Annotated in this window: 23 protein-coding genes; 14 read left to right on the forward strand and 9 right to left on the reverse strand. The window is 58.8% G+C overall.

Annotated features, from left to right (window positions below):
* Positions 1 to 11: 11 nt before the first annotated feature.
* The 5 genes from ACA071_RS13340 to ACA071_RS13360 all read left to right on the forward strand — a co-directional run bounded on the left by ACA071_RS13340 (position 12) and on the right by ACA071_RS13360 (position 6,402).
* Entirely contained in the window at positions 12 to 353 is a 342-nt protein-coding gene (locus ACA071_RS13340) for a hypothetical protein (protein ID WP_497644773.1), read from the forward strand.
* 95 nt (positions 354 to 448) lie between these two features.
* Entirely contained in the window at positions 449 to 1,714 is a 1,266-nt protein-coding gene (locus tag ACA071_RS13345; RefSeq protein ID WP_497644774.1) for a TolC family protein, read from the forward strand.
* Positions 1,701 to 2,924 (forward strand): efflux RND transporter periplasmic adaptor subunit, encoded by a 1,224-nt coding sequence (locus tag ACA071_RS13350; protein ID WP_497644775.1) that lies wholly within the window; start codon positions 1,701 to 1,703, stop codon positions 2,922 to 2,924. The genes ACA071_RS13345 and ACA071_RS13350 overlap by 14 nt, the downstream gene beginning before the upstream one ends.
* The gene (locus tag ACA071_RS13355) at positions 2,921 to 6,067 is read left to right on the forward strand and encodes an efflux RND transporter permease subunit (protein WP_497644776.1); all 3,147 of its coding nucleotides are present in this window, start codon (positions 2,921 to 2,923) and stop codon (positions 6,065 to 6,067) included. Before ACA071_RS13350 ends, ACA071_RS13355 begins: the two co-directional genes overlap by 4 nt.
* Positions 6,064 to 6,402 (forward strand): copper-binding protein, encoded by a 339-nt coding sequence (locus tag ACA071_RS13360; RefSeq protein WP_497644777.1) that lies wholly within the window; start codon positions 6,064 to 6,066, stop codon positions 6,400 to 6,402. The genes ACA071_RS13355 and ACA071_RS13360 overlap by 4 nt, the downstream gene beginning before the upstream one ends.
* Positions 6,403 to 6,454: 52 nt before the next feature.
* Here the strand turns inward: ACA071_RS13360 and ACA071_RS13365 are convergent, their stop codons facing one another.
* From ACA071_RS13365 to ACA071_RS13375, 3 genes are all read right to left on the reverse strand, one after another.
* Positions 6,455 to 7,153: a dienelactone hydrolase family protein gene (locus ACA071_RS13365; protein ID WP_497644778.1), complete on the reverse strand. Its 699-nt coding sequence runs from the start codon at positions 7,151 to 7,153 to the stop codon at positions 6,455 to 6,457.
* A 55-nt stretch (positions 7,154 to 7,208) separates the two neighbouring features.
* Positions 7,209 to 7,724, reverse strand: coding sequence for an HvfX family Cu-binding RiPP maturation protein (locus ACA071_RS13370; protein WP_497644779.1), 516 nt, complete (start codon positions 7,722 to 7,724; stop codon positions 7,209 to 7,211).
* Between the two features lie 241 nt (positions 7,725 to 7,965).
* On the reverse strand, positions 7,966 to 8,589 hold the full coding sequence (locus ACA071_RS13375) for a ferric reductase-like transmembrane domain-containing protein (RefSeq protein WP_497644780.1): 624 nt from the start codon (positions 8,587 to 8,589) through the stop codon (positions 7,966 to 7,968).
* A 218-nt stretch (positions 8,590 to 8,807) separates the two neighbouring features.
* Here ACA071_RS13375 and glsB point away from each other — a divergent pair, with 218 nt between their 5' ends.
* From glsB to ACA071_RS13390, 3 genes are all read left to right on the forward strand, one after another.
* Positions 8,808 to 9,716: a glutaminase B gene (glsB, locus tag ACA071_RS13380; RefSeq protein ID WP_497644781.1), complete on the forward strand. Its 909-nt coding sequence runs from the start codon at positions 8,808 to 8,810 to the stop codon at positions 9,714 to 9,716.
* Between the two features lie 78 nt (positions 9,717 to 9,794).
* Positions 9,795 to 11,297 carry an aldehyde dehydrogenase family protein gene (locus tag ACA071_RS13385; protein WP_497644782.1) on the forward strand — a complete coding sequence of 501 codons (1,503 nt, stop codon included), beginning with the start codon at positions 9,795 to 9,797 and terminating at the stop codon, positions 11,295 to 11,297.
* A gap of 62 nt (positions 11,298 to 11,359) precedes the next feature.
* Entirely contained in the window at positions 11,360 to 11,692 is a 333-nt protein-coding gene (locus ACA071_RS13390) for a BON domain-containing protein (RefSeq protein WP_497644783.1), read from the forward strand.
* Positions 11,693 to 11,763: 71 nt separating this feature from the next.
* Here ACA071_RS13390 and ACA071_RS13395 read toward each other — a convergent pair whose 3' ends face one another.
* The 3 genes from ACA071_RS13395 to cynS form a co-directional block, all read right to left on the reverse strand.
* The gene (locus tag ACA071_RS13395; protein ID WP_497644784.1) at positions 11,764 to 12,426 is read right to left on the reverse strand and encodes a carbonic anhydrase; all 663 of its coding nucleotides are present in this window, start codon (positions 12,424 to 12,426) and stop codon (positions 11,764 to 11,766) included.
* A gap of 34 nt (positions 12,427 to 12,460) precedes the next feature.
* On the reverse strand, positions 12,461 to 12,697 hold the full coding sequence (locus ACA071_RS13400; protein ID WP_497644785.1) for a DUF2790 domain-containing protein: 237 nt from the start codon (positions 12,695 to 12,697) through the stop codon (positions 12,461 to 12,463).
* Between the two features lie 80 nt (positions 12,698 to 12,777).
* The gene (cynS, locus tag ACA071_RS13405; protein WP_133836027.1) at positions 12,778 to 13,245 is read right to left on the reverse strand and encodes a cyanase; all 468 of its coding nucleotides are present in this window, start codon (positions 13,243 to 13,245) and stop codon (positions 12,778 to 12,780) included.
* Positions 13,246 to 13,368: 123 nt separating this feature from the next.
* On the opposite strand from cynS, the gene cynR reads away from it, so the two are divergent.
* Positions 13,369 to 14,250 carry a transcriptional regulator CynR gene (cynR, locus tag ACA071_RS13410; protein WP_497644786.1) on the forward strand — a complete coding sequence of 294 codons (882 nt, stop codon included), beginning with the start codon at positions 13,369 to 13,371 and terminating at the stop codon, positions 14,248 to 14,250.
* Between the two features lie 68 nt (positions 14,251 to 14,318).
* Here the strand turns inward: cynR and ACA071_RS13415 are convergent, their stop codons facing one another.
* Positions 14,319 to 14,648: a hypothetical protein gene (locus ACA071_RS13415; protein ID WP_169370198.1), complete on the reverse strand. Its 330-nt coding sequence runs from the start codon at positions 14,646 to 14,648 to the stop codon at positions 14,319 to 14,321.
* 242 nt (positions 14,649 to 14,890) lie between these two features.
* Here ACA071_RS13415 and ACA071_RS13420 point away from each other — a divergent pair, with 242 nt between their 5' ends.
* On the forward strand, positions 14,891 to 15,160 hold the full coding sequence (locus tag ACA071_RS13420; protein ID WP_497644787.1) for a hypothetical protein: 270 nt from the start codon (positions 14,891 to 14,893) through the stop codon (positions 15,158 to 15,160).
* A gap of 7 nt (positions 15,161 to 15,167) precedes the next feature.
* Here ACA071_RS13420 and ACA071_RS13425 read toward each other — a convergent pair whose 3' ends face one another.
* The gene (locus ACA071_RS13425; RefSeq protein WP_497644788.1) at positions 15,168 to 15,671 is read right to left on the reverse strand and encodes a GNAT family N-acetyltransferase; all 504 of its coding nucleotides are present in this window, start codon (positions 15,669 to 15,671) and stop codon (positions 15,168 to 15,170) included.
* Positions 15,672 to 15,718: 47 nt separating this feature from the next.
* Complete coding sequence (locus ACA071_RS13430; RefSeq protein WP_169370196.1) at positions 15,719 to 16,348, reverse strand: glutathione S-transferase family protein; 630 nt, start codon at positions 16,346 to 16,348, stop codon at positions 15,719 to 15,721.
* Positions 16,349 to 16,696: 348 nt separating this feature from the next.
* Between ACA071_RS13430 and ACA071_RS13435 the strand changes: the two genes are divergently transcribed.
* From ACA071_RS13435 to ACA071_RS13450, 4 genes are all read left to right on the forward strand, one after another.
* On the forward strand, positions 16,697 to 17,821 hold the full coding sequence (locus ACA071_RS13435; protein WP_497644789.1) for a response regulator: 1,125 nt from the start codon (positions 16,697 to 16,699) through the stop codon (positions 17,819 to 17,821).
* 97 nt (positions 17,822 to 17,918) lie between these two features.
* On the forward strand, positions 17,919 to 19,628 hold the full coding sequence (locus ACA071_RS13440) for a two-component system response regulator (RefSeq protein ID WP_497644790.1): 1,710 nt from the start codon (positions 17,919 to 17,921) through the stop codon (positions 19,626 to 19,628).
* A gap of 68 nt (positions 19,629 to 19,696) precedes the next feature.
* On the forward strand, positions 19,697 to 24,235 hold the full coding sequence (locus ACA071_RS13445; protein WP_497644791.1) for a PAS domain-containing hybrid sensor histidine kinase/response regulator: 4,539 nt from the start codon (positions 19,697 to 19,699) through the stop codon (positions 24,233 to 24,235).
* Positions 24,235 to 25,182, forward strand: coding sequence for a diguanylate cyclase (locus ACA071_RS13450; protein WP_497644792.1), 948 nt, complete (start codon positions 24,235 to 24,237; stop codon positions 25,180 to 25,182). The genes ACA071_RS13445 and ACA071_RS13450 overlap by 1 nt, the downstream gene beginning before the upstream one ends.
* Positions 25,183 to 25,268 lie beyond the last annotated feature (86 nt).

Here is a 25,268-nt window from a genome sequence, read left to right on the forward strand (position 1 = left end):
ACTCCAGCCCCATGAACCGCTATCTGCGCTTTTGCCTCATTTTCCTGATCAGCCTCGCGCTTCCCCTGAGTGGAATGGCGGGCGTTCAGGCACCCGCCGATCCCTGCCCGATGAAATCCATGGGCATGTCGATGATGGGTGACATGGGCAAGGACTGCTGCCAGGACATGGGCATGCCGTCCGATCACGGCAAACCCTGCAAACCCGGTCAGGAATGCAAGACCGGTGGCATGCTGCAAGTGTTCATCACTAAACCTCCCGTCACTTTGTTCAGTCCCGTGGTAGCGACGTTGTTTGTCGACATGCTGCCAGTCCAGACCCCGTCCGGGGTATGGCGACCCCCTCGCACCTGATTCCTGTTCCCCGTTAAGCCCCATTCCGCCTGCGCGGGATGGCGTTGCTGTGCGCTTTTGATAGCGCGCAGTGGATCCTGACAGGACTCATAAACATGAACTCCATGTGCTCCCGCACACGGTGGCCGCTCGCGGCTGCCCTGGCGGCAAGCGTACTGGCTTTGCCGTGCGTTGCTGCCCCGTTGACCCTGGATGAAGCCTTGCGCCTGGCCGATCACAACGCGCCGTCGCTCACCGCCCAGGCGGAAAAACTCCAGGCGGCCAGAAGTGCCGCGATCCCGGCCGGCGAATTGCCCGACCCGAAGCTGTTGCTCGGCGTGCAGAACTTCCCGGTCGGCGGCCCTGATCGCGGAACCCTGGATCACGATTTCATGACCATGCAAATGGTCGGCGTGATGCAGGAAATGCCCAACCGCGACAAGCGCCGCGCGCGTACTGAAGTCGCTGAAGCTGCGGTTGACCTGGCGGCGGCCCTAGGTCGGGTCGAACGCCTGAACGTGCGTCAAGCCACGGCACTGGCGTGGATCGGCAGCTATTCGGTGGAACTCAAGCAGGCGTTGTTTCAGCAGTTCTATCGCGAGAATCGACTGTTGAGCGACACCGTCCGCGCGCAGATCGCCAGCGGTCGCGCGCAACCGGCCGATGCTGTCACGCCGAAACAGGAAGCCGCGCAACTCGATGAGCAACAGGACCAGTTGCAACTCGAACGAGCCCAGGCCCGCGCCACCCTCAAGCGCTGGATCGGTCCCGCCGCCAATGAACAACCCAGCGGCAACTGGCCGCAATGGCCCATCGATACCTTGGGCTATAGCCACAAACTTGAGCATCACCCGGCACTGGCCGCGTTTGGCCCCATGACCCGCGAAGCCCAGGCCAAAGTCCGTGAAGCCGAAGCCGATAAATCCTCCGATTGGAGCTGGGAGCTCGATTACCAGAAGCGTGGGCGTGAGTTCGGCGACATGGTCAGCGTGCAATTCACCTTCGACCTGCCGCTGTTCCCCGAAACCCGGCAAAACCCCAAGATCGCCGCCCGACATGCCGAGCTCAATCAACTGGAAGCCGAGCGCGAGGCGCAACTGCGCGAGCACACCGAACAACTGGAGACGCAACTGGCCGACTACCAGCGGCTGGACCGTGCCGCGCGGCGAACTCAAGAAAGCCTGTTGCCGCTGGCTAAAGAGAAGGCTGAGCTGACCCTGGCCAGTTACCGCGCCGGCAAAAGCGATGTGTCGGCGGTGGTTGCGGCCCGACGTGAACTGATCGAAGCGCAGCTAAAACAGATCGACGTCAACGAGCAAAAAGCGCTGACCAGCGCACGCCTGTATTTCGCCTACGGGGAGGCCGCCAATGAGTCTTTCTAAAAGCGTTTTGTGGGTCGGCTTATCACTGATGGCGGGTGGTGTCGGCGGCTATTGGTTGGCCCATAAACCTGAATCGAACATGCCAACGGCCTCTGCACAGGACGAACGCAAAGCCCTGTATTGGTACGACCCGATGTACCCGCAGCAGAAGTTCGACAAACCCGGCAAATCACCGTTCATGGACATGGAACTGGTGCCGCGTTACTCCGACGGCGTGGCGCAAACGACGGCGATCAAGATCGACCCGGGCGTTACCCAGAACCTCGGTGTTCGTCTGGCGACAGTCACCCGTGGCGCTCTGGCCGTAAGCTTCGAAGCGGCGGGCGTACTGAGTTACAACGAACGCGATGTGGCGGTGATTCAGGTCCGCGCACCGGGGTTTGTCGAGCGCGTGTATGCCTTGGCGCCGGGTGATGTGCTGAAGGCGGGCGCGCCGTTGGCGGATATTTTGGTGCCGGAATGGGCGGCGGCTCAGGAAGAATTCCTGGCGCTCAAGCGCATGGGTGATGCAGGGCTGCTGGCAGCGGCTCGCCAGCGCCTGCGTCTGACTGGAATGCCGGCTGCGTTGATTGCTCAGGTCGAACGTAGCGGCAAAGTACAGCTGACCCAGACCCTGACCACCCCGATTGCCGGCGCATTGCAGGAGTTGAATGTACGTAATGGCATGACCCTGGCCGTCGGCGAGACGCTAGCCCGGGTCAATGGCCTGAGCAGCGTCTGGCTGGCGGTGGCGGTGCCGGAGTCCCTCGCCGGCGCGGTTCGGGTCGGCCAGACCGTTGAGGCCAGGCTGGCAGCCTACCCAAACGCCATCCTGCGCGGCACGGTCAGCGTGATCCTGCCGCAAACCAGTGCCGACAGCCGTACCGTCAGCGTGCGGGTCGAACTGCCCAATCCCGACGGTCGCTTGCGTCCCGGCCTGACGGCGCAAGTGCGCTTGAACACTGCCGCCGCTCAATCGGCGCTGTGGGTGCCGAGCGAGGCGTTGATTCGCACCGGCAAGCGGGTACTGGTGATGCTCGCCGAAGACGGCGGGCGCTACCGTCCGGTCGAGGTGCAAGCCGGGACGGAAAACGCGGGCAAAACCGCCGTGCTCAACGGGTTGGAGGAGGGCCAGAAGGTCGTCAGTTCGGGGCAGTTCCTGCTCGACTCCGACGCCAGCCTCAAAGGGATCGTCGCCCAGCCCCTGGATAAAGCTGGAGGCCAGCCATGATCGCCGCACTGATTCGCTGGTCCGTGGCCAACCGTTTCCTCGTGCTGCTGGCGACCCTGTTCATCACGGCCTGGGGTGTTTGGTCGGTACAAAGTACGCCCATCGATGCGCTGCCGGACCTCTCCGATGTCCAGGTAATCATCCGCACACCGTACGCCGGCCAGGCGCCGCAAATCGTCGAGAACCAGGTGACCTATCCACTGGCAACCACCATGCTTTCGGTGCCGGGAGCGAAGACGGTGCGCGGCTATTCGTTTTTCGGCGACAGCTTTGTCTACGTGCTGTTCGAGGATGGCACCGACCTGTACTGGGCGCGTTCCCGGGTGCTGGAATACCTGAGCCAGGTCCAGAGCCGTCTGCCGGCCAGCGCCAAACCGGCGCTGGGGCCAGACGCCACCGGGGTCGGCTGGATTTACCAGTACGCCTTGGTCGATCGCAGTGGCGGGCATGACCTGGCGCAGTTGCGGGCCTTGCAGGACTGGTTCCTCAAGTTCGAGCTCAAGACCCTGCCCAACGTTGCGGAAGTTGCCACCGTTGGCGGGATGGTCAAGCAGTATCAGGTGCAGCTCGATCCACTGAAAATGGCCACGCTGGGGATCACTCAGACCCAGGTGACCGAAGCCATCGGCAAGGCCAATTCGGAAACCGGCGGCGCCGTGCTGGAGATGGCGGAAACCGAATACATCGTGCGCGCTTCTGGTTACCTGAAGACCCTCGATGATTTCCGCGCCATTCCATTAAAGCTCGGTGCCGGCAGCGTGCCCGTGACCCTCGGTGACGTGGCAACGATTCAACTGGGCCCGGAAATGCGCCGTGGCATCACTGAACTCGACGGCCAGGGCGAAACGGTCGGCGGGGTGGTGATTCTGCGCAGCGGCAAGAATGCCCGGGAAACCATTGCCGCGGTCAAAACCAAACTTGATCAGCTCAAAAGCAGCCTGCCGCCCGGCGTGGAGATCGTCACCACCTACGACCGCAGCCAGTTGATCGACCGCGCCGTGGAAAACCTCAGCCATAAACTGATCGAGGAATTCATCGTCGTCGCGCTGGTTTGCGGGATCTTCCTCTGGCATTTGCGCTCGGCGCTGGTGGCGATCATCTCGCTGCCGGTGGGGGTGTTGATCGCGTTCATCGTCATGCGCCATCAGGGGATTAACGCCAACATCATGTCTCTGGGCGGGATTGCGATTGCCATCGGCGCCATGGTCGATGCTGCGGTGGTGATGATCGAAAACGCCCACAAGAAGATCGAGGTCTGGCACCGCAGGCATCCCGGGGAAGAGTTGAAGGGTGAACGGCATTGGCAGGTGATGACCGAAGCGGCCGTGGAGGTCGGACCGGCGCTGTTTTTCTGTCTGTTGATCATCACGCTGTCGTTCATTCCGGTGTTCACCCTGCAAGCGCAGGAAGGGCGGCTGTTTGGCCCGCTGGCGTTCACCAAGACCTACGCCATGGCGGCGGCGGCTGGGTTGGCGGTGACATTGGTGCCGGTGCTGATGGGTTACTGGATTCGCGGACGGATCCCGGATGAACAGCACAACCCATTGAACCGTTGGCTGATCAAGATCTATCAACCGGCGCTGGATGCTGTGTTGCGCTGGCCGAAAGTCACCTTGCTGGTGGCGTTGCTGGTGTTTGTCAGCACGCTGTGGCCGGTGTCGCGCCTGGGCGGCGAGTTCCTGCCGCCGATGGACGAAGGGGACTTGCTCTACATGCCGTCGGCACTGCCCGGTTTGTCGGCACAAAAAGCGGCGCAATTGCTGCAACAGACGGATCGGCTGATCAAGACCGTGCCGGAAGTCGAACACGTTTTCGGCAAGGCCGGTCGTGCCGAAACCGCCACCGATCCGGCACCGCTGGAGATGTTCGAAACCACGATCCAGTTCAAGCCCAAGGATCAATGGCGGTCGGGTATGACTTCGGAAAAGCTCGTGGAAGAACTGGATCGGATCGTCCGCGTGCCGGGGCTGACTAATATCTGGATCCCGCCGATCCGCAACCGCATCGACATGCTCGCCACTGGCATCAAGAGCCCGATCGGGGTCAAGGTCGCCGGCAGCGATCTGGCGCAGATCGATGCCGTCACCCAAGCGGTCGAACGCGCGGCCAAAGCCGTGCCAGGGGTCAGTTCGGCGCTGGCCGAACGCTTGACCGGCGGGCGCTACATCGATGTCGATATCGACCGTCAAGCCGCCGCGCGCTATGGCCTCAACATTGCCGATGTGCAAGCGATCGTCGCCGGGGCCATCGGTGGTGAAAACGTCGGGGAAACCATCGAAGGCCGGGCGCGCTTCCCGATCAACGTGCGCTATCCCCGTGAGTGGCGTGACTCGGTGGGCGCGCTGGAACAACTGCCGATCTCCACACCGTTGGGCAGCCTGATCACCCTCGGTACGGTGGCGCAGGTTCGGGTTACGGATGGCCCGCCAATGCTCAAGAGCGAAAACGCTCGACCGTCCGGCTGGGTCTACATCGATGTGCGCGGGCGCGACATTGCGTCGGTGGTCGACGACCTGCGCCGCGTGGTCAGCGAACAGGTCAAGTTACAGCCGGGCATGAGCCTGAGTTACTCCGGGCAGTTCGAGTTTCTGGAACGGGCCAACGCCCGCCTCAAACTGGTGGTGCCAGCGACGCTGGTGATCATCTTTGTGCTGCTGTACCTGACCTTTGCTCGGTTCGACGAGGCCTTACTGATCATGGCCACGTTGCCGTTCGCCCTGGCGGGCGGCGCATGGTTTCTCTATTGGCTGGGGTTCAATTTGTCGGTGGCCACCGGGGTCGGCTTCATTGCCTTGGCCGGGGTGTCTGCCGAGTTTGGCGTGATCATGCTGCTCTATCTGAAGAATGCCTGGGCCGAGAGCGACCGTACCGATGCCGGACTGGTCGCGGCCATTCGCGAGGGCGCGGTGCAGCGGGTTCGTCCCAAGGCCATGACCGTGGCCGTGATCATCGCCGGCCTGTTGCCGATCCTGCTCGGCAGCGGTGCCGGCAGCGAAGTCATGAGCCGTATCGCCGCGCCCATGGTCGGCGGGATGGTCACCGCGCCGTTGTTATCCCTGTTTGTCATCCCGGCTGCGTACCGCTTGATGCGTCGCCGTCAATTGCTTGTTCAAACCACCCTCACTGAAGGAACTATCCAATGAAACTGACTCTGATGGCTGTCGCCACGACCGTTGCTGCGCTGTCGTTTGCTGCTTACGCGCAGGACATGCCGGGAATGAAAATGGACGCCGCACCAACGCAACAGCAAGCCCCGGTGGCCAAGGCTGCCGGCACGATCAAGGCCATCGACGGCGAGAAACACACAGTTACCATCGCCCACGGCGCAGTGCCGGCGGTGCAATGGCCGCCAATGACCATGGGCTTTCGCGCCACCGAGGCGCAACTGGCTGGGGTGAAGGTCGGGGATTCGGTGGACTTCGAGTTTCAACTGGCGGGATCGACAGCGACGCTGGTGTCGATTGAGGTCGCGAAGTAGCGTGTAATTAACCAGCGGCGCGAACCGGGTTCGCGTCGCCGGTTTATCAGTTTTAGAGTTCCATACCCAGGAAAATCAGGGTGTTGCCATGGGCCTCAACCGCCGCACGTTGGTTGTAACTGTCGCGGTGTGAACAGTTGAAGCCGTGCTCGGCCTCCGGATACACCACAATTTCAACGTTGTCGTTGTTGTCGAAACGCTCAGCGATTTTCTCCACCGCTTCTAATGGAATATGGCTGTCCGCCTCGCCGAAGTGCATCAGAATCGGCACCGCGATTTCATCGGCACGGTCCAATTGGTTCTGGATGCCGCCGCCGTAATAGGCAATGGCCACGTCGACGAAACCGTTGGCGGCGGTGTGATACGACAGCAAACCGCCGAAGCAGTAACCGATGGACGCGATGCCGCCATCCAGGCCCGGTTGCGCCTGCAGGGCATCGATGGCCAGTTTGATATCGGCCTGGGCCGCGTTCACGTCGGTGGCGTTCATCAACTCGACCGCACGTTTCCAGCCGGCTTCGTCGTAGCCCAGTTCGATGCGCGGGCCGCTGCGCCAGAACAGGTCCGGCGCAATCACCAGGTAGCCGTCGGCGGCGTATTGCTCGGCGACCGAGCGGATGTGTTCGTTGACGCCGAAGATCTCCTGGATCAACACAATCCCCGGACCCTTTTGGGTATGGGGAATCGCCAGGTAAGCACCGAATTTACCTTCGGGGCTGTCGATCTCGATCCATTGGGTGGTCACGCTCATGGTGGCTCCTGTCTTGGCAAGTGAGGGGGCGGTTGCAGCTTATTCAGCGAGTGTGTCAGTCATTGTGACGGCGCCAGAACCATCGAGCCAGCAAGGCATCAAGGCTGAGCTTTCCGGCACCCGCCAGTAACAGCGGCATCAGGGCGGCCAGGTAGATCAGCGGCAGCTTGAAGTTACCGTGTCCTTTGTTACTGATGGCATAGCCCTGGGCAAGTTCACCCAATGTAGACCAATCGGCGGGCCAATGAACAGCCGCGGTTGCGACGACAGTGACCACCATCAGGATAATCGCCGACACCCGCGTGCCCAGGCCCACCAACAGGGCGAGGGCGCAGATGAGCTCGGCCCACATCGACAGTTCCCAGTTCAACGTGGCCGGTACGTGGTTGAACGGAAACGGGAAGGCGTCCTGGATATCGGCGAACCAGTTCTCACCGTTCCATTTCTCCAGGCCCGACTCGAAAAACTCCCAGGCGAGAAAGACCCGCAAGGTCAGCGGCGCAACCCAGCTGCCGGCGCGGTCGAGGTTCAGGTGCAGGCCTTTGACGGCCGAAGACAGTGAGGTGTTCATGGGCTTGATCTCCGTGAGGGCTTTGATCGGCTGGGCCAATCGACCAGCACATTTGATCAAGCGGGTGTATCTGCGGTGTGTCGTTGAGACGGGGTTTTAGGCGGGAGGTGTATCGAGAGGGCGGCTGTACACACTTTGATACGTAGGAGCTGCCGAAGGCTGCGATCTTTTGACTTTGCTTCTTAAAAACAAGATCAAAAGATCGCAGCCTTCGGCAGCTCCTACAGGGGGCATATTTCACTCAGGAATAGGCACGGTTTTGGCTGCGCTTGTTCTTCACCGCCCACTTACCCACCAGCCGAACGGCAATCGCCGCGCACATCATCCCGAACGGCAACACATACCACGCGCTCATCGGTATCCGCTTGAAATTGGAGTAGGTAAACACCGCCGCAATCACCCACATCCCCGTTATATGCAGAGCTTTCCAGGCTTTGGGGCCGATCAGCTTCGCGGTGGTTTTGAATGAAGTCAGCGCCATCAACAAGATGAACAGATAGCCGACCGACCCCGGAATATTACCCACCGTGGTGCGCCCCGGCCAAAATTCGGGGTTCAACTGCCCATAGCTGTAGATCAACACCGCATGCACCAGATGCGAAAAGGCAAACGCCAAACCAATAAACCGCCGCTCACGCACCAGGGATTTAGTGAAGGGCGAGGGCACCAGCACGGCAAAAGCGGACGCCAGGAACGCCGCCAGAAACAACGCAAACGAGGTCCGGGCCGTGGCGCGAATCGCGCTGCGGGTGGCTTCCACCAGATCGGGGTTGAGCACCAGGATCAGGCCGGTCATCAGCAGCACCAGCAAGGACAGCAGGCCAAACAGCGACCAGCCGTGGTAACGAGGGATTGAGGCATTCATGACAACGCTCCTGAACAAGGGCCGACCTGAGTCAGCAGACGGCAAGAGTTTTTCAACCGGATGTGTGGGCGGTATGTCCGAAAGGTGCCGTGGTGCAACTTCATGTATCTGAACGGGCGCCAGATACATTCCCCTACAAAACTGTGATCCGCCCCGCACCAGTGGCGTCTAGCGTCTGTGTCCCCGAAAACCCATGGGGCGAGACTTCGGAACCCGGCATGCAAGCGCTGTTGAACGAGATCCTTGACGCAGTTCGTCCCCTGATCGGCCAGGGCAAGGTGGCTGACTACATTCCCGCCCTCGGCACGGTGCCGGCCAATCAGCTGGGCATTGCCGTGTATGGCAATGACGGCGAGTTGTACTGCGCGGGCGACGCTGAGACGCTGTTCTCGGTGCAGAGTATTTCCAAGGTGTTCAGCCTGGTGCAGGCCATCGGCCACTCCGGCGAAGCCATCTGGGAACGTCTGGGGCACGAGCCGTCCGGCCAGCCGTTCAACTCGCTGGTGCAGCTGGAATTCGAACGCGGCCGCCCGCGCAATCCGTTCATCAATGCCGGGGCGCTGGTGATCTGCGACATCAACCAGTCGCGCTTTGCCGCGCCGGCCCTGTCGATGCGCGATTTTGTCCGGCGCCTGTCCGGCAACCCGCAGGTGATGGTGGACGGCAAGGTCGCCGAATCCGAATACCAGCACCGCGCGCGCAACGCCGCCATGGCGTACCTGATGCAATCGTTCGGCAATTTCCACAACGACGTCGAAGCCGTGTTGCGCAGCTATTTCAGCCACTGCGCCCTGCGCATGAGCTGCGTCGACCTGGCGCGAGCGTTCTGCTTCCTGGCCAACGACGGTTTCTGCAAACACAGCGGCGAACAAATCCTCACCGCCCGCCAGACCCAACAAGTCAACTCGATCATGGCCACCAGCGGTCTCTATGACGAAGCCGGCAACTTCGCCTACCGTGTCGGCCTGCCGGGCAAAAGCGGCGTCGGCGGCGGGATTGTCGCGGTGGTGCCAGGGCAGTTCACCGTGTGCGTCTGGTCGCCGGAATTGAATGCCGCCGGCAACTCGCTGGCGGGCATGGCGGCTCTGGAATTGTTGAGTCAGCGGATTGGCTGGTCGGTGTTCTAAGACTCCGCGCCAGTAATGACGCTTCGGTCGTTTTCCTATACATTTTCCGGCCGCCCCTCTGCATGGTGAAACCGCTTCATGTCCCTGATGCTCGAACGTCTCGTCGCTGGCACGCCAATCCCTTTTGCCGGTAATCGTGTCTCCGTGGTCAGCCCCGAACTGGCGGCACGCTTTCAGCCCGGTGACCATTTGCTGGTGGAGCAGGTCAGCGGCGAATTGTTGTTGATCCCGGTGGTGGACCAGCAAGCAGCGGCCGTGGCGATCGAGCGCGCGCAAGCGGCATTCACTGCGATGTCGGTGGTGTCGGACGAAGCCATCAGCGAGTTCTTCGACCTGTTTGCCCAACGCCTGGAAACCCAGGAGGCCTGGGCCTTGATCGAGGCCGCCAACCTGGCCGACATCGAACGCGCCAAGGCCCGTGGCCGTTCCACCACGCGCTTGCTGGCCGACGAACGCATGCGCCGCGACATGATCTCCGGCCTGCGGGCCTGGCGCGATGCGTCGGCCACTCGCGGCAAAGTCATCAGTTGCGTCGAGCATGATGGCTGGAAAGTCGAGCAAGTGGTGTCGCCGCTGGGCATCGTCGCCTTCGTCTTTGAGGGTCGGCCGAATGTGTTTGCCGACGCCGCTGGCGTGCTGCGCACCGGCAACACGGCGGTGTTGCGCATTGGTAGCGATGCGTTGGGCACTGCGCAAGCCATCGTCGAGCACGCCTTGAATCCGGCACTGGCCGACGCCGGGTTGCCGAGCGGCGCGGTGTCGCTGGTGGAAAGCGTCAATCATGCCGCCGGTTGGGCGATGTTCGCCGACCGGCGTCTATCGCTGGCCGTGGCCCGTGGTTCGGGTCGGGCCGTCAGTCAACTGGGCAGCATCGCCCAACAGGCCGGCACCGCCGTCAGCTTGCATGGCACCGGCGGTGCCTGGCTGATCGCCGATAAAGCCGCCGATACCACGCGTTTTGCCGCCGTGGTGCGCAACTCGCTGGATCGCAAAGTCTGCAACACCCTCAACGTTTGCCTGATCCAGCGCGACCGTGCCGCCGAACTGGTGCCGCTATTTCTTGAGGCTTTGAAGCAGGCCGGCACGGCTCGCGGCCAGGGCTGCAAATTGCACATCGTCGAAGGCAGCGAATCGTACTTGCCGAGCGATTGGCAGACCGCCAGCGTCGAGGTCTACCGCGCCGAAGGCTACGTCACCGAAGCGTTGGCCGAGCCGCTGGCGGAAGATCAATTGGGCCGCGAGTGGGAGTGGGAAGAAACCCCGGAAGTCAGCCTGAAAATCGTTGACGACCTCGATCAGGCCGTTACGTTGTTCAACCGCTACAGCCCGCAATTCACCGTGTCGCTGATCAGTGAAACCGCCGAGGCGCACGAGCGTTTCTACAACGCGGTCAATGCCCCGTTTGTCGGCAACGGCATCACTCGCTGGGTCGACGGCCAATACGCGCTGAACAAGCCGGAACTGGGGCTTTCGAACTGGGAAAGCGGTCGCCTGTTCGCTCGCAGTGCGATTCTTTCGGGCGATGGGGTATTCACCATTCGCAGTCGCATGACCCAGACCGATCTGTCGGTCAAACGCTGAGCCGCGCAACGAGCGAACTATACTGAAAGGGTGTCTGTGTTTGCGTAATGGAGGTTTTCACCATGAAACTTCATTCCTTTGAGCAGTACTCCCATGGCCTGGCGACGGTCGCTCGCGATGCGTGGATTACCGCCAGGGTCAAGTCGGCCCTGACCAAGGCCGATTCCGGCCTTGGCCTGCATATCCACGTCAAAACTCACGCCGGTACGGTGGCGTTGAGCGGCCTCGTCGACACCCATAGACAGTGCGAACAGGCGATGGACCTGGCTCGCACGATTAATGGCGTTGTCGATGTCGAGGCCAGTGGCTTGCGGACTCATGTGTTCAAGCCAGGAAGCACTTCAACACCGCCCAATGCGGAAGAAACCACTGATCGTCGGCCTGACGACAGATAAAGCCTGACGGCAGCGCTCCCGTTAACCGGGGGCGCTGCGTCGGCTATCAGTTGAATATCGATGTTCCTCTCTCAGGCTGCGGCGTCTACGGATCGCGCTTGAATCGCGCACGTCACCGGATGCTCGGCCAGGGACACAAAGCTGCGGCTGTCAGCGTCCAGCGCATCAATCGAACCGGTCTCGATGTCGTACACCCAACCATGCAGGTTCAACTGACCTTTTTCCTGGGCCAGGCGCACGCTCGGGTGGGTCTGGATATTCGCCAATTGGGCGATGACGTTCTCGCGCACCATCGAACTGACCTTGGCCGCTTCATTGGCGTGGGTGCGGGATTCGTTGATGACCTTGGCCGACTCGGCGTGTTGCAACCAGCCGCTGACGGCAGGCAGGTGATCCATGCATTTGCACTTGGCCACGGCGGTCATGGCGCCGCAGTCGGAATGGCCGCAAATCACGATGTCAGTCACGCCGAGCACGGCGACCGCGTATTCGACCGTGGCCGAGACACCGCCCGGATGCGGGCTGTAGGAAGGGACGATGTTGCCGGCGTTGCGGATTACAAACAGTTCACCGGGTTCTTGCTGGGTCAGCAGTTCCGGCACGACGCGGCTGTCGGAACAGGTGATGAACAAGGTGCCAGGGTGCTGGGTGGTGGCCAGGTGTTTGAACAGGTCAGTGCGTTGTGGAAAGGCTTCGTTCTGGAACTTCAAAAAACCGTCGATGAGCGCTTTCATGTTTGCTTCCTTATAAGTGATGAACGGTGGCGGCTCAGTTTGAGCAACCGGTGCCGAATTCGCTGTATTGCAGAATGTGGGTGACGCCTTTGGAGTCGAGGTACGTCATCTCCACCGGTGCCGGGCCGCAGACATCGGCGACCGGGGTGATGCTGACGACTTGGGCGACATCCAGGTCCATGCCGTACTGGTAGGCGACGGCGCTGTCCTGGGCCTGAGCCTGGGTTGCCAGGCCGGCGATCAGCGAGAGTGCGAGCAGAAATTTGTACATGGGGCAGCCTCCAGATGAACGTGGCGAGTGGAAGAGGTCGGGGTGGTTGGCCCGCACGTTAAGCGCGGGCCGGTACTGATTTAGAAAGGACGCAGTGGCAGGAACTTGCCGTCCAGGGTGATCACGGCGCGGGAGCCGCCTTCCGGGTCTTCGACTTTCTTCATGTCGAGCTTGAAGTTGATCGCGCTGATGATGCCGTCGCCGAATTGCTCATGAACCAGGGCTTTCAAGGTGGTGCCGTAGATCTGGATCATTTCGTGGAAGCGGTAGATGGTCGGGTCGGTTGGCACACCCGAAAGGCTGCCACGCAACGGGATGATCTGCAGACGGGCGATGCTGTCAGCGTCCAGGTCCAGCTTCTCGCCGACCACTTTGGCGGCGGCTTCTGGCAGCGGGTGTTGGCCAAGCAAGGCGGCGGTGACGTACGCCAGACCCAGGCCGGTGCCGTCGGTCAGGTCCTGCCAGGACAGGTTTTTGCGCGCCTTGGCGTCGAGGATCGAAGTGGTCAGGGCCAGACTCTGGTCGTTGTAAGCGTGGGACTGTTGCATGGTGTGACTCCTTTATCGGATTGGGTTGTGCTGTGTGTGGAGCAATCTTCTGCCGATTGATCCATAGCGTCCAAGACCGATATACAATGCTGCGCATAAGTACAGCCTATAGATGGTGTTCCCATGCTGCTCCGACATCTGCGTTACCTGATCGCGGTCGCCGACCACGGCGGCTTCACCCGCGCCGCCGAGGCGCTGCACGTGTCCCAGCCGACCCTGTCGCAACAGATCCGGCAACTGGAAGAAACCCTCGGCGTCAGCCTATTCGACCGCACTTCGCGCACGGTCAAGCCCACCGATGCCGGCGTGGCCTACATCGAATGCGCGCGACGGGTGCTGGTGGAGCTGGAGGCGGGTAAGCGGGCGTTGCATGACGTGAAGGACTTGTCCCGCGGCAGCTTGCGCCTGGCGATGACGCCGACTTTCATGGCGTACCTGGTAGGGCCGCTGGTGCGCGATTACGTGGCGTGCTTCCCCAACATCCACCTGGAGATTTTCGAACTGTCCATGGACGACATCGAGGCTGGGCTGGCGGATGACTCACTGGACATCGCCATTGCCTTTACGCCGGTTCGTAATCCCGAGATCGAGTGCATCCCGGCGTTTGTCGAGACGCTGGGGGTGATGGTCGGGCGCGATCATCCGTTGTACGAGAGCCGAGGGGCGTTGGCGCCGAATGAAGTGGCGCAACTGGAGTTTGCGTTGCTGGCACCGGAGTTCATTACCCGGTCGTCCATCGACGAATATTTCCGCCAGCAAGCCATCACGCCCAAAGTAGTGATCGAGGTGAATTCGGTAAGTACGTTGCTGGAGGTGATTCGGCATACGGCGGTCGCGACCATTTTGCCGGAGGCGATTGCGACCGAGGATCGGGCGTTGCGCAAGATTGCGTTGCAGGGTGAAGCGCCGCAGCGGGGGGCGGCGTTGTTACGTCGTCGGAATAACTACCACAGTGCGGCGGCGTTGGCGTTTGTCGATCTGGTGTTGGGGATGAAGCCAGCTTAGCGGTAGCAAATGTCGCGCATAAAAAAGGGCCTGCTCCGTGATGGGAGCAGGCCCTTTTTCAATCCTGGTTAGTAGAACCGATCAATCACCCGAACTTCGTTCTGGTTCTGCATCGATGCCCACGCCTGTTTCAGAGTTTGCAGAACATTACCGATGAAGTCCTTGTCGGCCGCGGCTTTCTTGCCGACGTAGCCCTGGCCGCGACGGTACATCTTCAGGCGGGCCAGCAAGTTCTGGTTGTTCTGGTCGAACTCTGCTTCGTGAGCATGGGGCGACAGGCAGTCCATGTGCACCTGGCCCGACTTGCTGATCCACAGGATATGGCTGTCGTGGCTGTCTTTTTGCTCAGCGAACATACGAGCCAGTTCATCGATAGTAGGTTGATTGTTCAGATTCATAATTAAGCCCCTTGACCATTTGGTGATCTTTCAAAGTTGATTCGCTAATACAGGTAGCCCATCGGTTAGTTGATCCCTGGCACCGAAACCAGGACGTCAGCGGTCAGCCATCAAATTGACGGGGTCTCGCGTCTGTTGCATGTAGTCGTGTTGAATAACTGCTACGCAATAGCGTCACAACGAAGAGAAGCGGCGAAACCTGGAGGCCACTGCCGACGTTTTCAGGGTCGGCCACAAGCTTCATGAGAACGTTTCGCCAGCGCTTCTCGTCCTTGTACTGGACGTTCGGGCCAGGTCAGCTTCTTCAATCTGCCTTGTGGGCAGCGTGTATCCGGGAAAAACAGCTCGGCGGTCAGACGAGCTTGCTCAAACGTGTTGCCTGTACTCCCGATCGGGGAGCTGTCTGCATCATGCAAGGGCAAATCGACGGCGTCAACGGTTATGTAGTGATTATTTTTGGTCACTACATATTGTCGGACAAAGTCATTCTGGAATTAAAAACGGAAGGGTGAGCGCCGTTCAGGACGACAGACGCTGGCTTTGGAAGTGGTACAAGGTGCACGGATAACCGTCCACCGGAAGGTGATGCAGGGTAAATGCACCACCCGAAAGTTCGGGCAGGATTCGACTCCAGAACAGCCTTGCAGGCTGGTTCACATCGATGTGGAAAATCTGCCATTGACCGGGGAGCCGGCTCAAGAGGGTGGAAGCGACAAACTTCGCGACGCCTTGGCCACGAAAGCGTCGGCTGACAAAAAAATAGCCGATGTTGAACTCTGCGCCGGCCACGTGGGTTTCATCATCCACAGTCACGAATCCGGCCAGCTCGCCGTCAACCTTGATCAGGAACGGCTGCGTCGCCGGACTGCGCCAGTAACCCGATTTGGGCTGGATGTTGAATAACCCCTGTTCACCAAGCTTCAGCGGCAGCCACTCGCTGAAGTCGTACACGTAGAACTGCATCAGGTTTTCAATCGTCTCCAGCTCATCGCGCTGGGCGGCGTGAAGTTCTATGGCCGGCATGGTTGGCTCCCGATTCTGCGGACCGTCCCTGGTCCGCACATGTTCACTCAGTGTGGCGCGAAATCGTACTTGCCACCTGTTTTCAAGGCAGCGGCATAGGCCGGCCGCGCCTGGAAGCGTTCAACCCAGGCGGCAATGTGAGGGTAGTCACGCAACTTGCCCTGGGCTCTGGCGATCTCGCCGATAAAGCTCATCTGGATGTCGGCGGCGCTGAATTCATCGCCGAGCAGATAATCGGAGCCACTCAGTGCCGTGTCGAGGTAGCTCAGGTAGTTGGCCACTTCCGAGTTGATTCGTGGATGCAACGGCGCACCGGCTTCACCCAGCTTGCCGACGTACAGATTCAGCATCAACGGCAGCATCGCCGAGCCTTCGGCGAAGTGCAGCCACTGCACGTATTGATCGTAGGCGGCGGTGGACGGATCAGGTTGCAGGCGCCCCTGGCCGTGACGGCGAATCAGGTAGTCGATGATCGCGGCGGACTCGATGAGCTTCTGCGCGCCGTCCTCGATCACCGGTGATTTGCCCAGCGCATCAATGGCTTTCAATTCCGGCGGCGCGAGGTTGGTCTTCGGGTCGCGCTGATAGAGCTTCAGTTCGTAGGGGATCGCCAGTTCTTCCAGCAGCCAGAGAATGCGCTGGGAACGGGAGTTGTTCAGGTGATGGACGATGATCATGGTCGGTGCCTTTTCAGAAAGTGGGGCGATCGCCGGGCTTGAGCAACACTAGACCATTCGCGGCTTCACGAAGTGCCCTCAAGCGTTGCTGTCATAGCTCACCTTCCGCGAAATGACCAGCGAGCCGGTGCCGTGTTGATCGCTTGTATAGTTTGCTGGCGAGGAATAGATTCGGTCCTCAAGGATGCCATCTGGCCATCAACCAAAGGGAAGTTGCCGTGACTTGCTCAAATTCGCCTGGTTACAACCTCATCCTTTGATCTCAACGACGTCAATTTTTTGCAGGTGACTGATAATTCTGGTCCCTGAGACGTGCGAAGTTGCGTGTCAATCCAGTGAGGATACCGAATGAGAGTGATGATTCTGGATGATGACCCCTGGATATCCGATCTTTTAAAGCAGCTCGTGTTGAGCATCCGCCCGGTTGCCCAGGTCGATTGCTTTATCGATGTCGCTAGTGCTTTAGACGCTTGGCAGCCAAGCACCTACCAGTTGGTGATGGCCGACTGGAATCTACCGGATGCCCCCGGCGTCAACCTGTTGCAGAAAATTCGCGAAAAAGATCAAGACACGCCGCTGATTATGATCACCGGACGCGCTGATCGAGACAGTGTGTTGGCAGTAAAGTCGCTGAGAGTTAGCGCCTTTTTCACCAAGCCATTCCAGGTTTCGCGTGTCGTTCAATGCCTGGACGCGCTCCTTCCGCTTGATGAGCCCCCTCGAGCGACCACTGTCAGCACTGAAGACCTGATGAGCTATCTCAGTGGTTTGTCCGCGGATGAGTTGGACTTGCCTTTACTGGCCTCGGTAAAGGACAAGCTTCAACTTGGCTATGGCGGGGCGTCGATGGATTTGCGGGAACTCGCCAATGACTGGCAGCACGACCCGGCGCTATGCGCCCATTTGATCGCCGCGGCCAACGGTGCTGCCTATCTCGGGCTCGGCCAGCCCTGCACGAATTTGCACGGTGCCCTGACGCGGCTGGGAGGGCTTACCAGCGTGAATCTGGCGATCAGCCAAGCCCTGCGACAGACCAATACTCAACCTGACGGCATGCTGATGACTTCCATCCAGGCGCATTTAGATGATGCGGAGCGTTTGACTGAAAGGGTTGTTCTATTGGCTCAACAATGCGGTCTGGACCCCGCGCCCCTGCAAAGTGCCGCCCTGTTGCACCGCATGGGCGAACTCTGTGTGCTTTACCAAACTCAGAAATGGGAGAACCAGGGCAATAGCGTCGACGAAGAAACGCTCTTGCACGCAGTCCGCGATTTTGCAGCGCCTTTTGCCGTTCGCTTGAAAGCACGCTGGGGACTGCCTATGGTTCTACGTGAGTTGATAGGCGCTATTTATGCGTTGCCTCCTATGCACGTTCGCCGCGAACAAGTGGTGATGCGCCTTGCTGCCGCCATGAACAACGGTGAACCCGAAGCAGACCTTGAAAGACTTCAACGATTAGCCGGCCTGGCCTGAGACCGATAGGGACTGGCAGGCGGGGTGTTCCGGCGCAGATCGAAGCTGTTCAGGTTTGCTGGTTATTAAATGCAAGGGATTTGCCAGGAGCAACGGAATGCGCGACAAGACGTTTAGCCTCAAACCAGTCCTCCTGATCGTCGATGATCAAGTCACCGACCTGAGAATTCTAAGCACTGCAGTGCATGATTTAGCTGAGGTCCATATCGCCCAAAGTGGTCAGCAGGCGCTTGAGATTGCTCGTCAATGCCGGCCCGATGTGGTGTTGCTCGACATCGAAATGCCGGGCATGAATGGTTTCGAGGTGTGCCGGGCGCTGAAGTCCGATCCGGAGCTGTTGGACGCCGCGGTCATTTTTGTAAGCGCTCACACGCAGACCAACGAGGAGCTTTTCGCTCTGGAGTGCGGGGCGGTGGACTTCATTCAAAAGCCGCTGAATATCCCGGTTGCCAGAGCCCATATCAAAGCTCATATCGCCTTGCGCAATGAGGCCAAGAGGCTCGCCAATCACGATGCACTGACGGGGCTGCCCAACAGAATCCTGCTGCAGGATCGTACCGAGCAGGCGTTACAAAAGGCCCGTCGCAACAATGGCCGTGTGGCGATGCTGCTGCTTGATCTGGACAACTTCAAAGCAATCAACGATTCGATGGGCCACTCGGTCGGCGACTTGGTGTTGCAGGAGGTGGCATCGCGATTATCGCGATCCATGCTCGTCGAGGACACCGTCAGCAGGCAGGGAGGCGACGAGTTCATCCTCCTCCTGCCCGAGGTGGTGAGTTTCGATGCCGTCGGTGACTTCGCTGAAAGGGTGCTGGCCACCATCTCCAGTCCTTTTTCAATCCAGGCAAACCGATACGACCTCAGCGCGAGTATCGGCATCAGTGTATTTCCTGAAGATAGCGACGATATGGAGTCCCTGTACCGGCATGCCGACGCAGCCATGTATCAGGCGAAGCTTGCAGGTCGTAATCGCTATTGTTTTTTCTCTTCGCATATCGAGAGCAGCATGCGTGCCAGGCACCTGCTTGAGCGCCATATGCGCAGGGCTTTGGAAGAGGGTGTTTTTGAGGTCTTTTACCAGGCGAAGATTGATGCACGGCATAACCGGATCGTTGGAATGGAGGCATTGATCCGATGGCGCAACCATGACGGCGTTCTGGTCTCGCCCGCAGATTTCATACCATTGGCTGAAGAAACAGGCTTGATCATTCCGATTGGCAAATATGTGCTGCTCCAGGCCTGCAAGGACACGAGGGTGCTTCGTGAACTGGGTCATGACATTTCAATTAGCGTGAACATCTCTGCTGTGCAGTTTCGCGAGGAATCCTTTCTGGCCATGGTGAAAAGCATCTTGGTCGAGTCTGGACTGCAAGCAAAATTCCTGGAGCTGGAGATTACCGAAGGGGTTCTGGCAAGAGACATTGATAACACTCGAGAAACCCTCTTCGATTTGAAGACGCTCGGGGTTCGCATTTCTATCGACGATTTCGGCACCGGTTATTCGAGCCTGGCTTATCTCAAACGGTTTCCCATTGATGTTCTGAAAATAGATCAGAGTTTTGTGCGAGATATGCTCACCGACAAAAGCGATTCGGCAATTATTGAAGCGATCATCAAGTTGGGTCAGGCGCTAGGTCTTGAATTGGTGGCCGAAGGTGTAGAGACCCAGGAACAGGCCGATGCGCTTCTGGAGCAAGGCTGTCAGATCATGCAAGGTTATCTGTATTGCCGTCCTGTTCCTTTTGCTCAGATATCTTCATTTTTATCGTCTGGGCTCAACGTTAATGTTGCGCATACGAACTAAGCTGCAGACGCCCCAACAGGGTCCGAACCTTAAAAATTGAAGGCTTGAAGGTCTTCTGAAACGGGACAATGCGGGTGAGAAAGCATAAGTTTTTTGCATTGAGCTGGGGAGTGGTCATCACTCTGGCGGTGGGGTTGGGGGCAAGTATTCTGGGCGGCTGGCTTCTTGACCGCATCAACCAACAGCAGGCTCAAGAAGCGATCGTAGCGGCTACCGACGAAGCCGCAGATTTGGTTTTAACTCGCCTTAATCTTTACCAATACGGATTGCGAGGCGCTCGTGGAGCGGTGCTGACTGCGGGTGAGCATGGCGTCAGTCGTGAGATTTTTGATCAATATAACCAAACGCGCGACCTCGCTGTCGAGTTCCCCGGCGCAAGTGCCTTGGGCTTTATCAGGCGTGTCCTGGAGCAGGATGAAAGCGACTTTCTCAAGCACGCTCGGGCCGACGGAAAAACTGATTTCTCCATTCGCCAATTCTCGCCTCATTCAGGCGAGCGTTACGTTGTCCAGTATGTCGAACCGGTTGAGGGTAACCAGCCTGCAATTGGCTTGGACATCGCTTCAGAAACATCGCGGCGAGAGGCGGCACAGTCCTCGATACAAAGCGGTGCGGCACGAATCACCGGGCCCATTACGCTGATACAGGCCCAGGGGAAACCGCAGCAGTCTTTCCTGGTGTTGTTGCCCATCTTTCGCGGCGCAGTGACTCCGGCGACTGCTGCTGAACGCGATGCCGCCGCTTTTGGCTGGAGCTATGTCGTGTTGCGCACAGAGGAGGTACTCAGAGGCCTGCGCATAGAAAATGAAGCGGTACATCTACGATTAAGGGATATCACCGTCCCAGGGCAGGAAAAACTGTTTTATGAAAGCCTCGACGCCTCGGCTCGCCGTCAACCGCTGATGACCCATCAGTTGGAGCGCGAGGTATACGGGAGGCGTTGGCAAATCGAACTCGACGCCAACGCGCTGTTCATCCAGCGACTACATCAGGTCTCACCAAAAGTTGTGCTGTTTTTCGGTGGTTTTCTCACGCTTCTAATGGCGACCTTGGCAAGTGTCGTGAGTGTCAGCCGTCAACGTCGGCGGCAGATATTTGCCGAGCAGGCAAGGCTGGCTTCCATCGTTGAAAGCTCGGCAGACGGCATTATCGGGAAGACACTCGATGGCGTCGTCACCAACTGGAACAAAGGTGCCGAGCACCTTTTTGGGTACACCGCCGAGGAAGCGGTGGGACAGACGCTCGCCAATTTGATTGTTCCGGCAGCACTTGTCACAGAGGAAGCTCATATCCTTGCGCGCATCAGGGCGGGAGAGCGTATCGATAGCTTTGATACCCAACGCCATCACAAAGACCAGCGACTGATCGATGTCTCCGCCAGCATTTCACCCATTTATGGCGAGGGTGGTCGCGTCGTTGGAGCCTCCAAGACATTAAGGGATATCTCGGCGAAAAAAGCAGCTGAGGCCCGGATTCTCGAACTCAATTCCAACCTTGAGGAGCAGGTTGCGCAGCGAACGTCCGAGTTGCGGCATCTCAATCTGTTGTTGGGCACGGTGCTGCGCTCGGCTACCGAGGTTTCGATCATTGCGACGGATCTCGATGGCGTTATCCGTGTGTTCAACAAAGGTGCCGAGCATTTGTTGGGTTATGACGCCGATGAGTTAGTCGGTAAAGACACCCCGACGCTCTTCCATGTACCCGAAGACGTCGCTGCCCGTGGTGTAGAGCTGAGCGAGGAGTACGCTCAGACAATCGACGGTTTTCGGGTACTTACCCATAAGCCTGAGCTTGAAGGAGCGGAAACCCGAGAATGGACTTACATACGCAAGGATGGCTTGCGGGTTCCTGTCACGCTGGTGGTCACCTCCATGCGCGACGCCGATGGGGTGTTGAGCGGTTACCTGGGTATCGCCGTAGACATCACCGAACGTAAAGCGGCAGAAAAGGAATTGGCTGCGAGCCTGAAGACGACACTGGAACAACGTAGCGAACTGATGGCGGTGCACGATCAGTTGCTGATGGCGGCTGAAGTGGCCGAACTGGGCGTCTGGTCCTGGACCTTGACTGACAATGCCTTGAAGTGGAATGACCGCATGTTCGAGTTCTACGGGCAGCCACTGTCGTTGCGCAATACCGGCCTGGGTTATGAGCACTGGTACTCGCGTGTTCACCCCGAGGATGTCGTGGCTGCGGCTGCAAAGCTGAAGGGTGCCGTCGAGGGGACTGATGTGTATGACACCATTTTCCGTGTCGTTCGCCCGGACGGCCAGATCCGCTTCATTCATGCAGGCGCGCAGGTCGAACGCGGTCCAAACGGTGCAGCTTTGCGTGTGACGGGTATCAATCGGGACATCACTGCTCAACGCGAGCTAGAGTCACATCTGCTTTACGCCAAGGAGCAGGCCGATGCAGGGAGTGCGGCCAAGTCCGCATTCCTGGCCAACATGAGTCATGAAATACGCACACCGATGAACGCCGTGTTGGGTATGTTGCAGTTGGTGCAGAACACCGACCTGGATGGTCGTCAACTCGATTATGTAAGCAAAGCGCAGACCGCTGCGAAATCACTGCTGGGTTTGCTCAATGACATCCTCGATTACTCCAAGATTGAGGCGGGCAAGCTGCAGCTCGATGTGCACCCGTTCGAGCTCGAACCGCTCATGCGTGACCTCGCTGTAGTGCTGGCAGGCAACCAGGGCCAGAAAGACGTTGAGGTCATGTTTGACCTGGACGCCAATTTACCCAGCGACCTGATCGGCGATAGTCTGCGACTGCAACAGGTACTGATCAACCTGGCGGGCAATGCCCTGAAATTCACCCTGGAAGGCCAGGTTGTGGTCAGCGTTGAACAACGGCTGCGCACGAAAAGTGCTGTGAGCTTGCGCGTCGCCGTTTCTGATACCGGCATCGGTATCAGCCCGGAACAACTTCAGCGCATTTTTGAAGGCTTCACTCAGGCCGAGGCTTCAACTTCCCGGCGCTTTGGTGGTACAGGCCTGGGCCTGGTGATCTGCAAGCGGTTGGTCGCCTTGATGGGCGGTGAACTTCAGGTGCAGAGTCAGCAAGGCGTGGGGAGTCGTTTCTGGTTCGATATCACACTGGATGTAGCCCCAACGTCACTGCCGAAATCCACCCGCCCTGAAGTCGATGTGTCCATACGGATTCTGGTCGTCGACGACAACGCCATGGCGGGTGAATTGCTGTTGCGAACCGTTCATGCATTGGGATGGAAGGCTGACCGCGTGAGTGGTGGCACTCAAGCGGTGGAATGGGTGAAGAAAGCCCAGGCGCTAGGTGAAGCCTACGACGTGGTGCTGATGGACTGGCGGATGTCCGATATGGATGGGCTGAGCGCCGCGCAATTGATCCATCAGCAAGGTAACGGTGTGCCACCTCCGCTGGTCATTATGATCACTGCTTACGGCCGCGAAGTATTGGCCGATGCCCACCAGGCGGGAGACGCCCCCTTTGTGGGTTTTCTCACTAAACCTGTCACTCCCAAACAGCTGGCCGACGCTGTTCAGCGCGCACTCAACGGCGAAGACCTGCTGCATTCCCCCCATTCCCGGTCAACGGTTGTCCGCCCGCAGCGTCTGGCCGGGCTGCGGCTTTTGGTGGTGGAAGACAACATGCTCAATCGCCAGGTAGCCGATGAGTTACTGACAAGGGAAGGCGCTCAGGTGACACTGGCGGAAGGCGGACTGGAGGGTGTCAGCAAGGTGATGAGTGAACGATTTGACGTCGTATTGATGGACATCCAGATGCCGGACATTGATGGCTTGGAGGCGACCCGTCGCATTCGATCAAACCCGCGTTTTGCAAAGCTTCCGATCGTGGCGATGACCGCCAATGCCTCCAATAGCGACCGTGAGGCGTGTCTTGCCGCGGGGATGAATGAGCATGTTGGCAAGCCCATCGACCTGGAACAACTTGTCGCAACGCTGCTCTTGCAAGTGGGCGGCGAGGGCATCCAGGCAGCTTCAGGCCGGGGGCAAACCATGATGGGCGAAGGCGTCATCGATTCCCGTGCATCAATCATTGATCGCTTTGGTGGTGACCTCGAATTGATCCGTGTCGTGCTGAGAAACTTCGGCCCGGAGCTGGAAAAGCAGCTTGTCCGGTTGCACGATCAGATCCAGCACCAAGACGCATCGGGGGCCGCTTTTGTACTTCATTCCATTAAAGGCAGCAGCGGCACCATGGGTGCCAAGGCGCTGTCACAGTTGGCCGGCAGCCTTGAGCAGACCCTGAAAGATCCAGAGTCTGCAGCGAGCATCTTTGCTGATGTCACCTGGTTTGACGAGTTGAGCAGGTTACTGCAACTCAGTCTTGAGCAGATGAATGCCGACTTTGGTCAGAGCCCACGAGCAAAGATCAGTGTTGGCAACGAAACCATGGAACCGACGCAATGGAAGCAATCCCTTGAAGAGATTTTGCTATTGCTGGAGGCAGGTAATCTTCAAGCCATAGAGTTGACTGACGCATTGGTGTCAAAAACTCCGCAATACCTGCGACCCCGGTTCGACGAGCTGGTGGCCAGGGTCCAGTCGCTAGACTTTTCGGCTGCGATGCCGATTGGTCGTGACCTGCTGAGATCTGCCTGATGAAACCGTCGATGGAAACCGGGTTACCGCATTCCCACAACCGTCCAAAATTGCTCATTGTCGACGACCAACCGACGAATATCCGGGTACTGCATGAGCTGTTTCGTGAGGACTTTGATGTATTTATGGCCACCAGCGGTGAACAGGCGATCACCGTATGCCAGGCCCAACAGCCCGATTTGATCCTGCTGGATGTGGTGATGGAGGGCATGGACGGGTATGAAGTATGCCGTCGACTCAAGGTTGACCCGGCGACCCAAGGCATTCCCATCATCTTCATTACCGCACAGCAACAGGAGTCAGAGGAGCTGCTGGGCCTGGAGCTTGGTGCCGTGGACTTCATCAGTAAACCGATCAATCCAGTGATTGTTAAAGCACGGGTACGAACACATCTCACCCTGAAGTTACAGAGCGATCTGCTACGGAGTATGGCGATGATGGACGGCCTTACCGGGGTGGCCAATCGACGCAAATTCGATGAGGATATCTCGGCTGATTGGCGCCTGTGCTTTCGAGAGCAAAAGCCGCTGTCGTTGATCTTGGCGGATGTCGATTTTTTTAAGCGCTACAACGACCGTTATGGGCATCAGGCAGGCGATGGCTGCCTGAGATCCGTTGCCCGAGCCTTATCTGAAACGGTTGGACGCCCCTACGACCTGGTGGCTCGGTATGGCGGCGAAGAGTTTGCCTGCATCCTGCCCAAGACAGACCTTGCTGGAGCAATCGAGATTGCACAAAGGATGCAGGAGCGTGTTCGAGCACTGGGCATTGAACATTCTGCTTCTGATGTCGATCGTGTGGTGACTATTTCTCTGGGGGTCGCAACATTGACGCCCACTGGTGATCTTGTATACCAGGCCTTGATAGAAGCTGCAGACAAGCAACTCTACGAAGCGAAGAGAGCTGGTCGGGGGAGGGTGTGTTCATCTTCAATGGCGGCTAGTTAAGGCTCCCCTTTTTTGGCTGAGTTCTAAAGGCAGTGTTGAATCAGAGCTTGCTCCAATCAAAAACGCCCAGTTATTGCCTGGCTGCC

Source organism: Pseudomonas sp. LBUM1646, from assembly GCF_059716165.1.

What these genes read in the sequence shown, in the direction of transcription:
- ACA071_RS13445 (WP_497644791.1), top strand. Translation starts at nt 19,697, where the DNA reads ATGCGGGTGAGAAAGCATAAGTTTTTTGCATTGAGCTGGGGAGTGGTC.
- ACA071_RS13450 (WP_497644792.1), top strand. Translation starts at nt 24,235, where the DNA reads ATGAAACCGTCGATGGAAACCGGGTTACCGCATTCCCACAACCGTCCA.
- cynS (WP_133836027.1), bottom strand. Translation starts at nt 13,245, where the DNA reads ATGCAACAGTCCCACGCTTACAACGACCAGAGTCTGGCCCTGACCACT.
- ACA071_RS13340 (WP_497644773.1), top strand. Translation starts at nt 12, where the DNA reads ATGAACCGCTATCTGCGCTTTTGCCTCATTTTCCTGATCAGCCTCGCG.
- ACA071_RS13375 (WP_497644780.1), bottom strand. Translation starts at nt 8,589, where the DNA reads ATGAATGCCTCAATCCCTCGTTACCACGGCTGGTCGCTGTTTGGCCTG.
- ACA071_RS13365 (WP_497644778.1), bottom strand. Translation starts at nt 7,153, where the DNA reads ATGAGCGTGACCACCCAATGGATCGAGATCGACAGCCCCGAAGGTAAA.
- cynR (WP_497644786.1), top strand. Translation starts at nt 13,369, where the DNA reads ATGCTGCTCCGACATCTGCGTTACCTGATCGCGGTCGCCGACCACGGC.
- ACA071_RS13440 (WP_497644790.1), top strand. Translation starts at nt 17,919, where the DNA reads ATGCGCGACAAGACGTTTAGCCTCAAACCAGTCCTCCTGATCGTCGAT.
- ACA071_RS13370 (WP_497644779.1), bottom strand. Translation starts at nt 7,724, where the DNA reads ATGAACACCTCACTGTCTTCGGCCGTCAAAGGCCTGCACCTGAACCTC.
- ACA071_RS13355 (WP_497644776.1), top strand. Translation starts at nt 2,921, where the DNA reads ATGATCGCCGCACTGATTCGCTGGTCCGTGGCCAACCGTTTCCTCGTG.
- glsB (WP_497644781.1), top strand. Translation starts at nt 8,808, where the DNA reads ATGCAAGCGCTGTTGAACGAGATCCTTGACGCAGTTCGTCCCCTGATC.
- ACA071_RS13430 (WP_169370196.1), bottom strand. Translation starts at nt 16,348, where the DNA reads ATGATCATCGTCCATCACCTGAACAACTCCCGTTCCCAGCGCATTCTC.
- ACA071_RS13385 (WP_497644782.1), top strand. Translation starts at nt 9,795, where the DNA reads ATGTCCCTGATGCTCGAACGTCTCGTCGCTGGCACGCCAATCCCTTTT.
- ACA071_RS13435 (WP_497644789.1), top strand. Translation starts at nt 16,697, where the DNA reads ATGAGAGTGATGATTCTGGATGATGACCCCTGGATATCCGATCTTTTA.
- ACA071_RS13350 (WP_497644775.1), top strand. Translation starts at nt 1,701, where the DNA reads ATGAGTCTTTCTAAAAGCGTTTTGTGGGTCGGCTTATCACTGATGGCG.
- ACA071_RS13395 (WP_497644784.1), bottom strand. Translation starts at nt 12,426, where the DNA reads ATGAAAGCGCTCATCGACGGTTTTTTGAAGTTCCAGAACGAAGCCTTT.
- ACA071_RS13420 (WP_497644787.1), top strand. Translation starts at nt 14,891, where the DNA reads ATGAGAACGTTTCGCCAGCGCTTCTCGTCCTTGTACTGGACGTTCGGG.
- ACA071_RS13400 (WP_497644785.1), bottom strand. Translation starts at nt 12,697, where the DNA reads ATGTACAAATTTCTGCTCGCACTCTCGCTGATCGCCGGCCTGGCAACC.
- ACA071_RS13360 (WP_497644777.1), top strand. Translation starts at nt 6,064, where the DNA reads ATGAAACTGACTCTGATGGCTGTCGCCACGACCGTTGCTGCGCTGTCG.
- ACA071_RS13345 (WP_497644774.1), top strand. Translation starts at nt 449, where the DNA reads ATGAACTCCATGTGCTCCCGCACACGGTGGCCGCTCGCGGCTGCCCTG.
- ACA071_RS13390 (WP_497644783.1), top strand. Translation starts at nt 11,360, where the DNA reads ATGAAACTTCATTCCTTTGAGCAGTACTCCCATGGCCTGGCGACGGTC.
- ACA071_RS13425 (WP_497644788.1), bottom strand. Translation starts at nt 15,671, where the DNA reads ATGCCGGCCATAGAACTTCACGCCGCCCAGCGCGATGAGCTGGAGACG.
- ACA071_RS13415 (WP_169370198.1), bottom strand. Translation starts at nt 14,648, where the DNA reads ATGAATCTGAACAATCAACCTACTATCGATGAACTGGCTCGTATGTTC.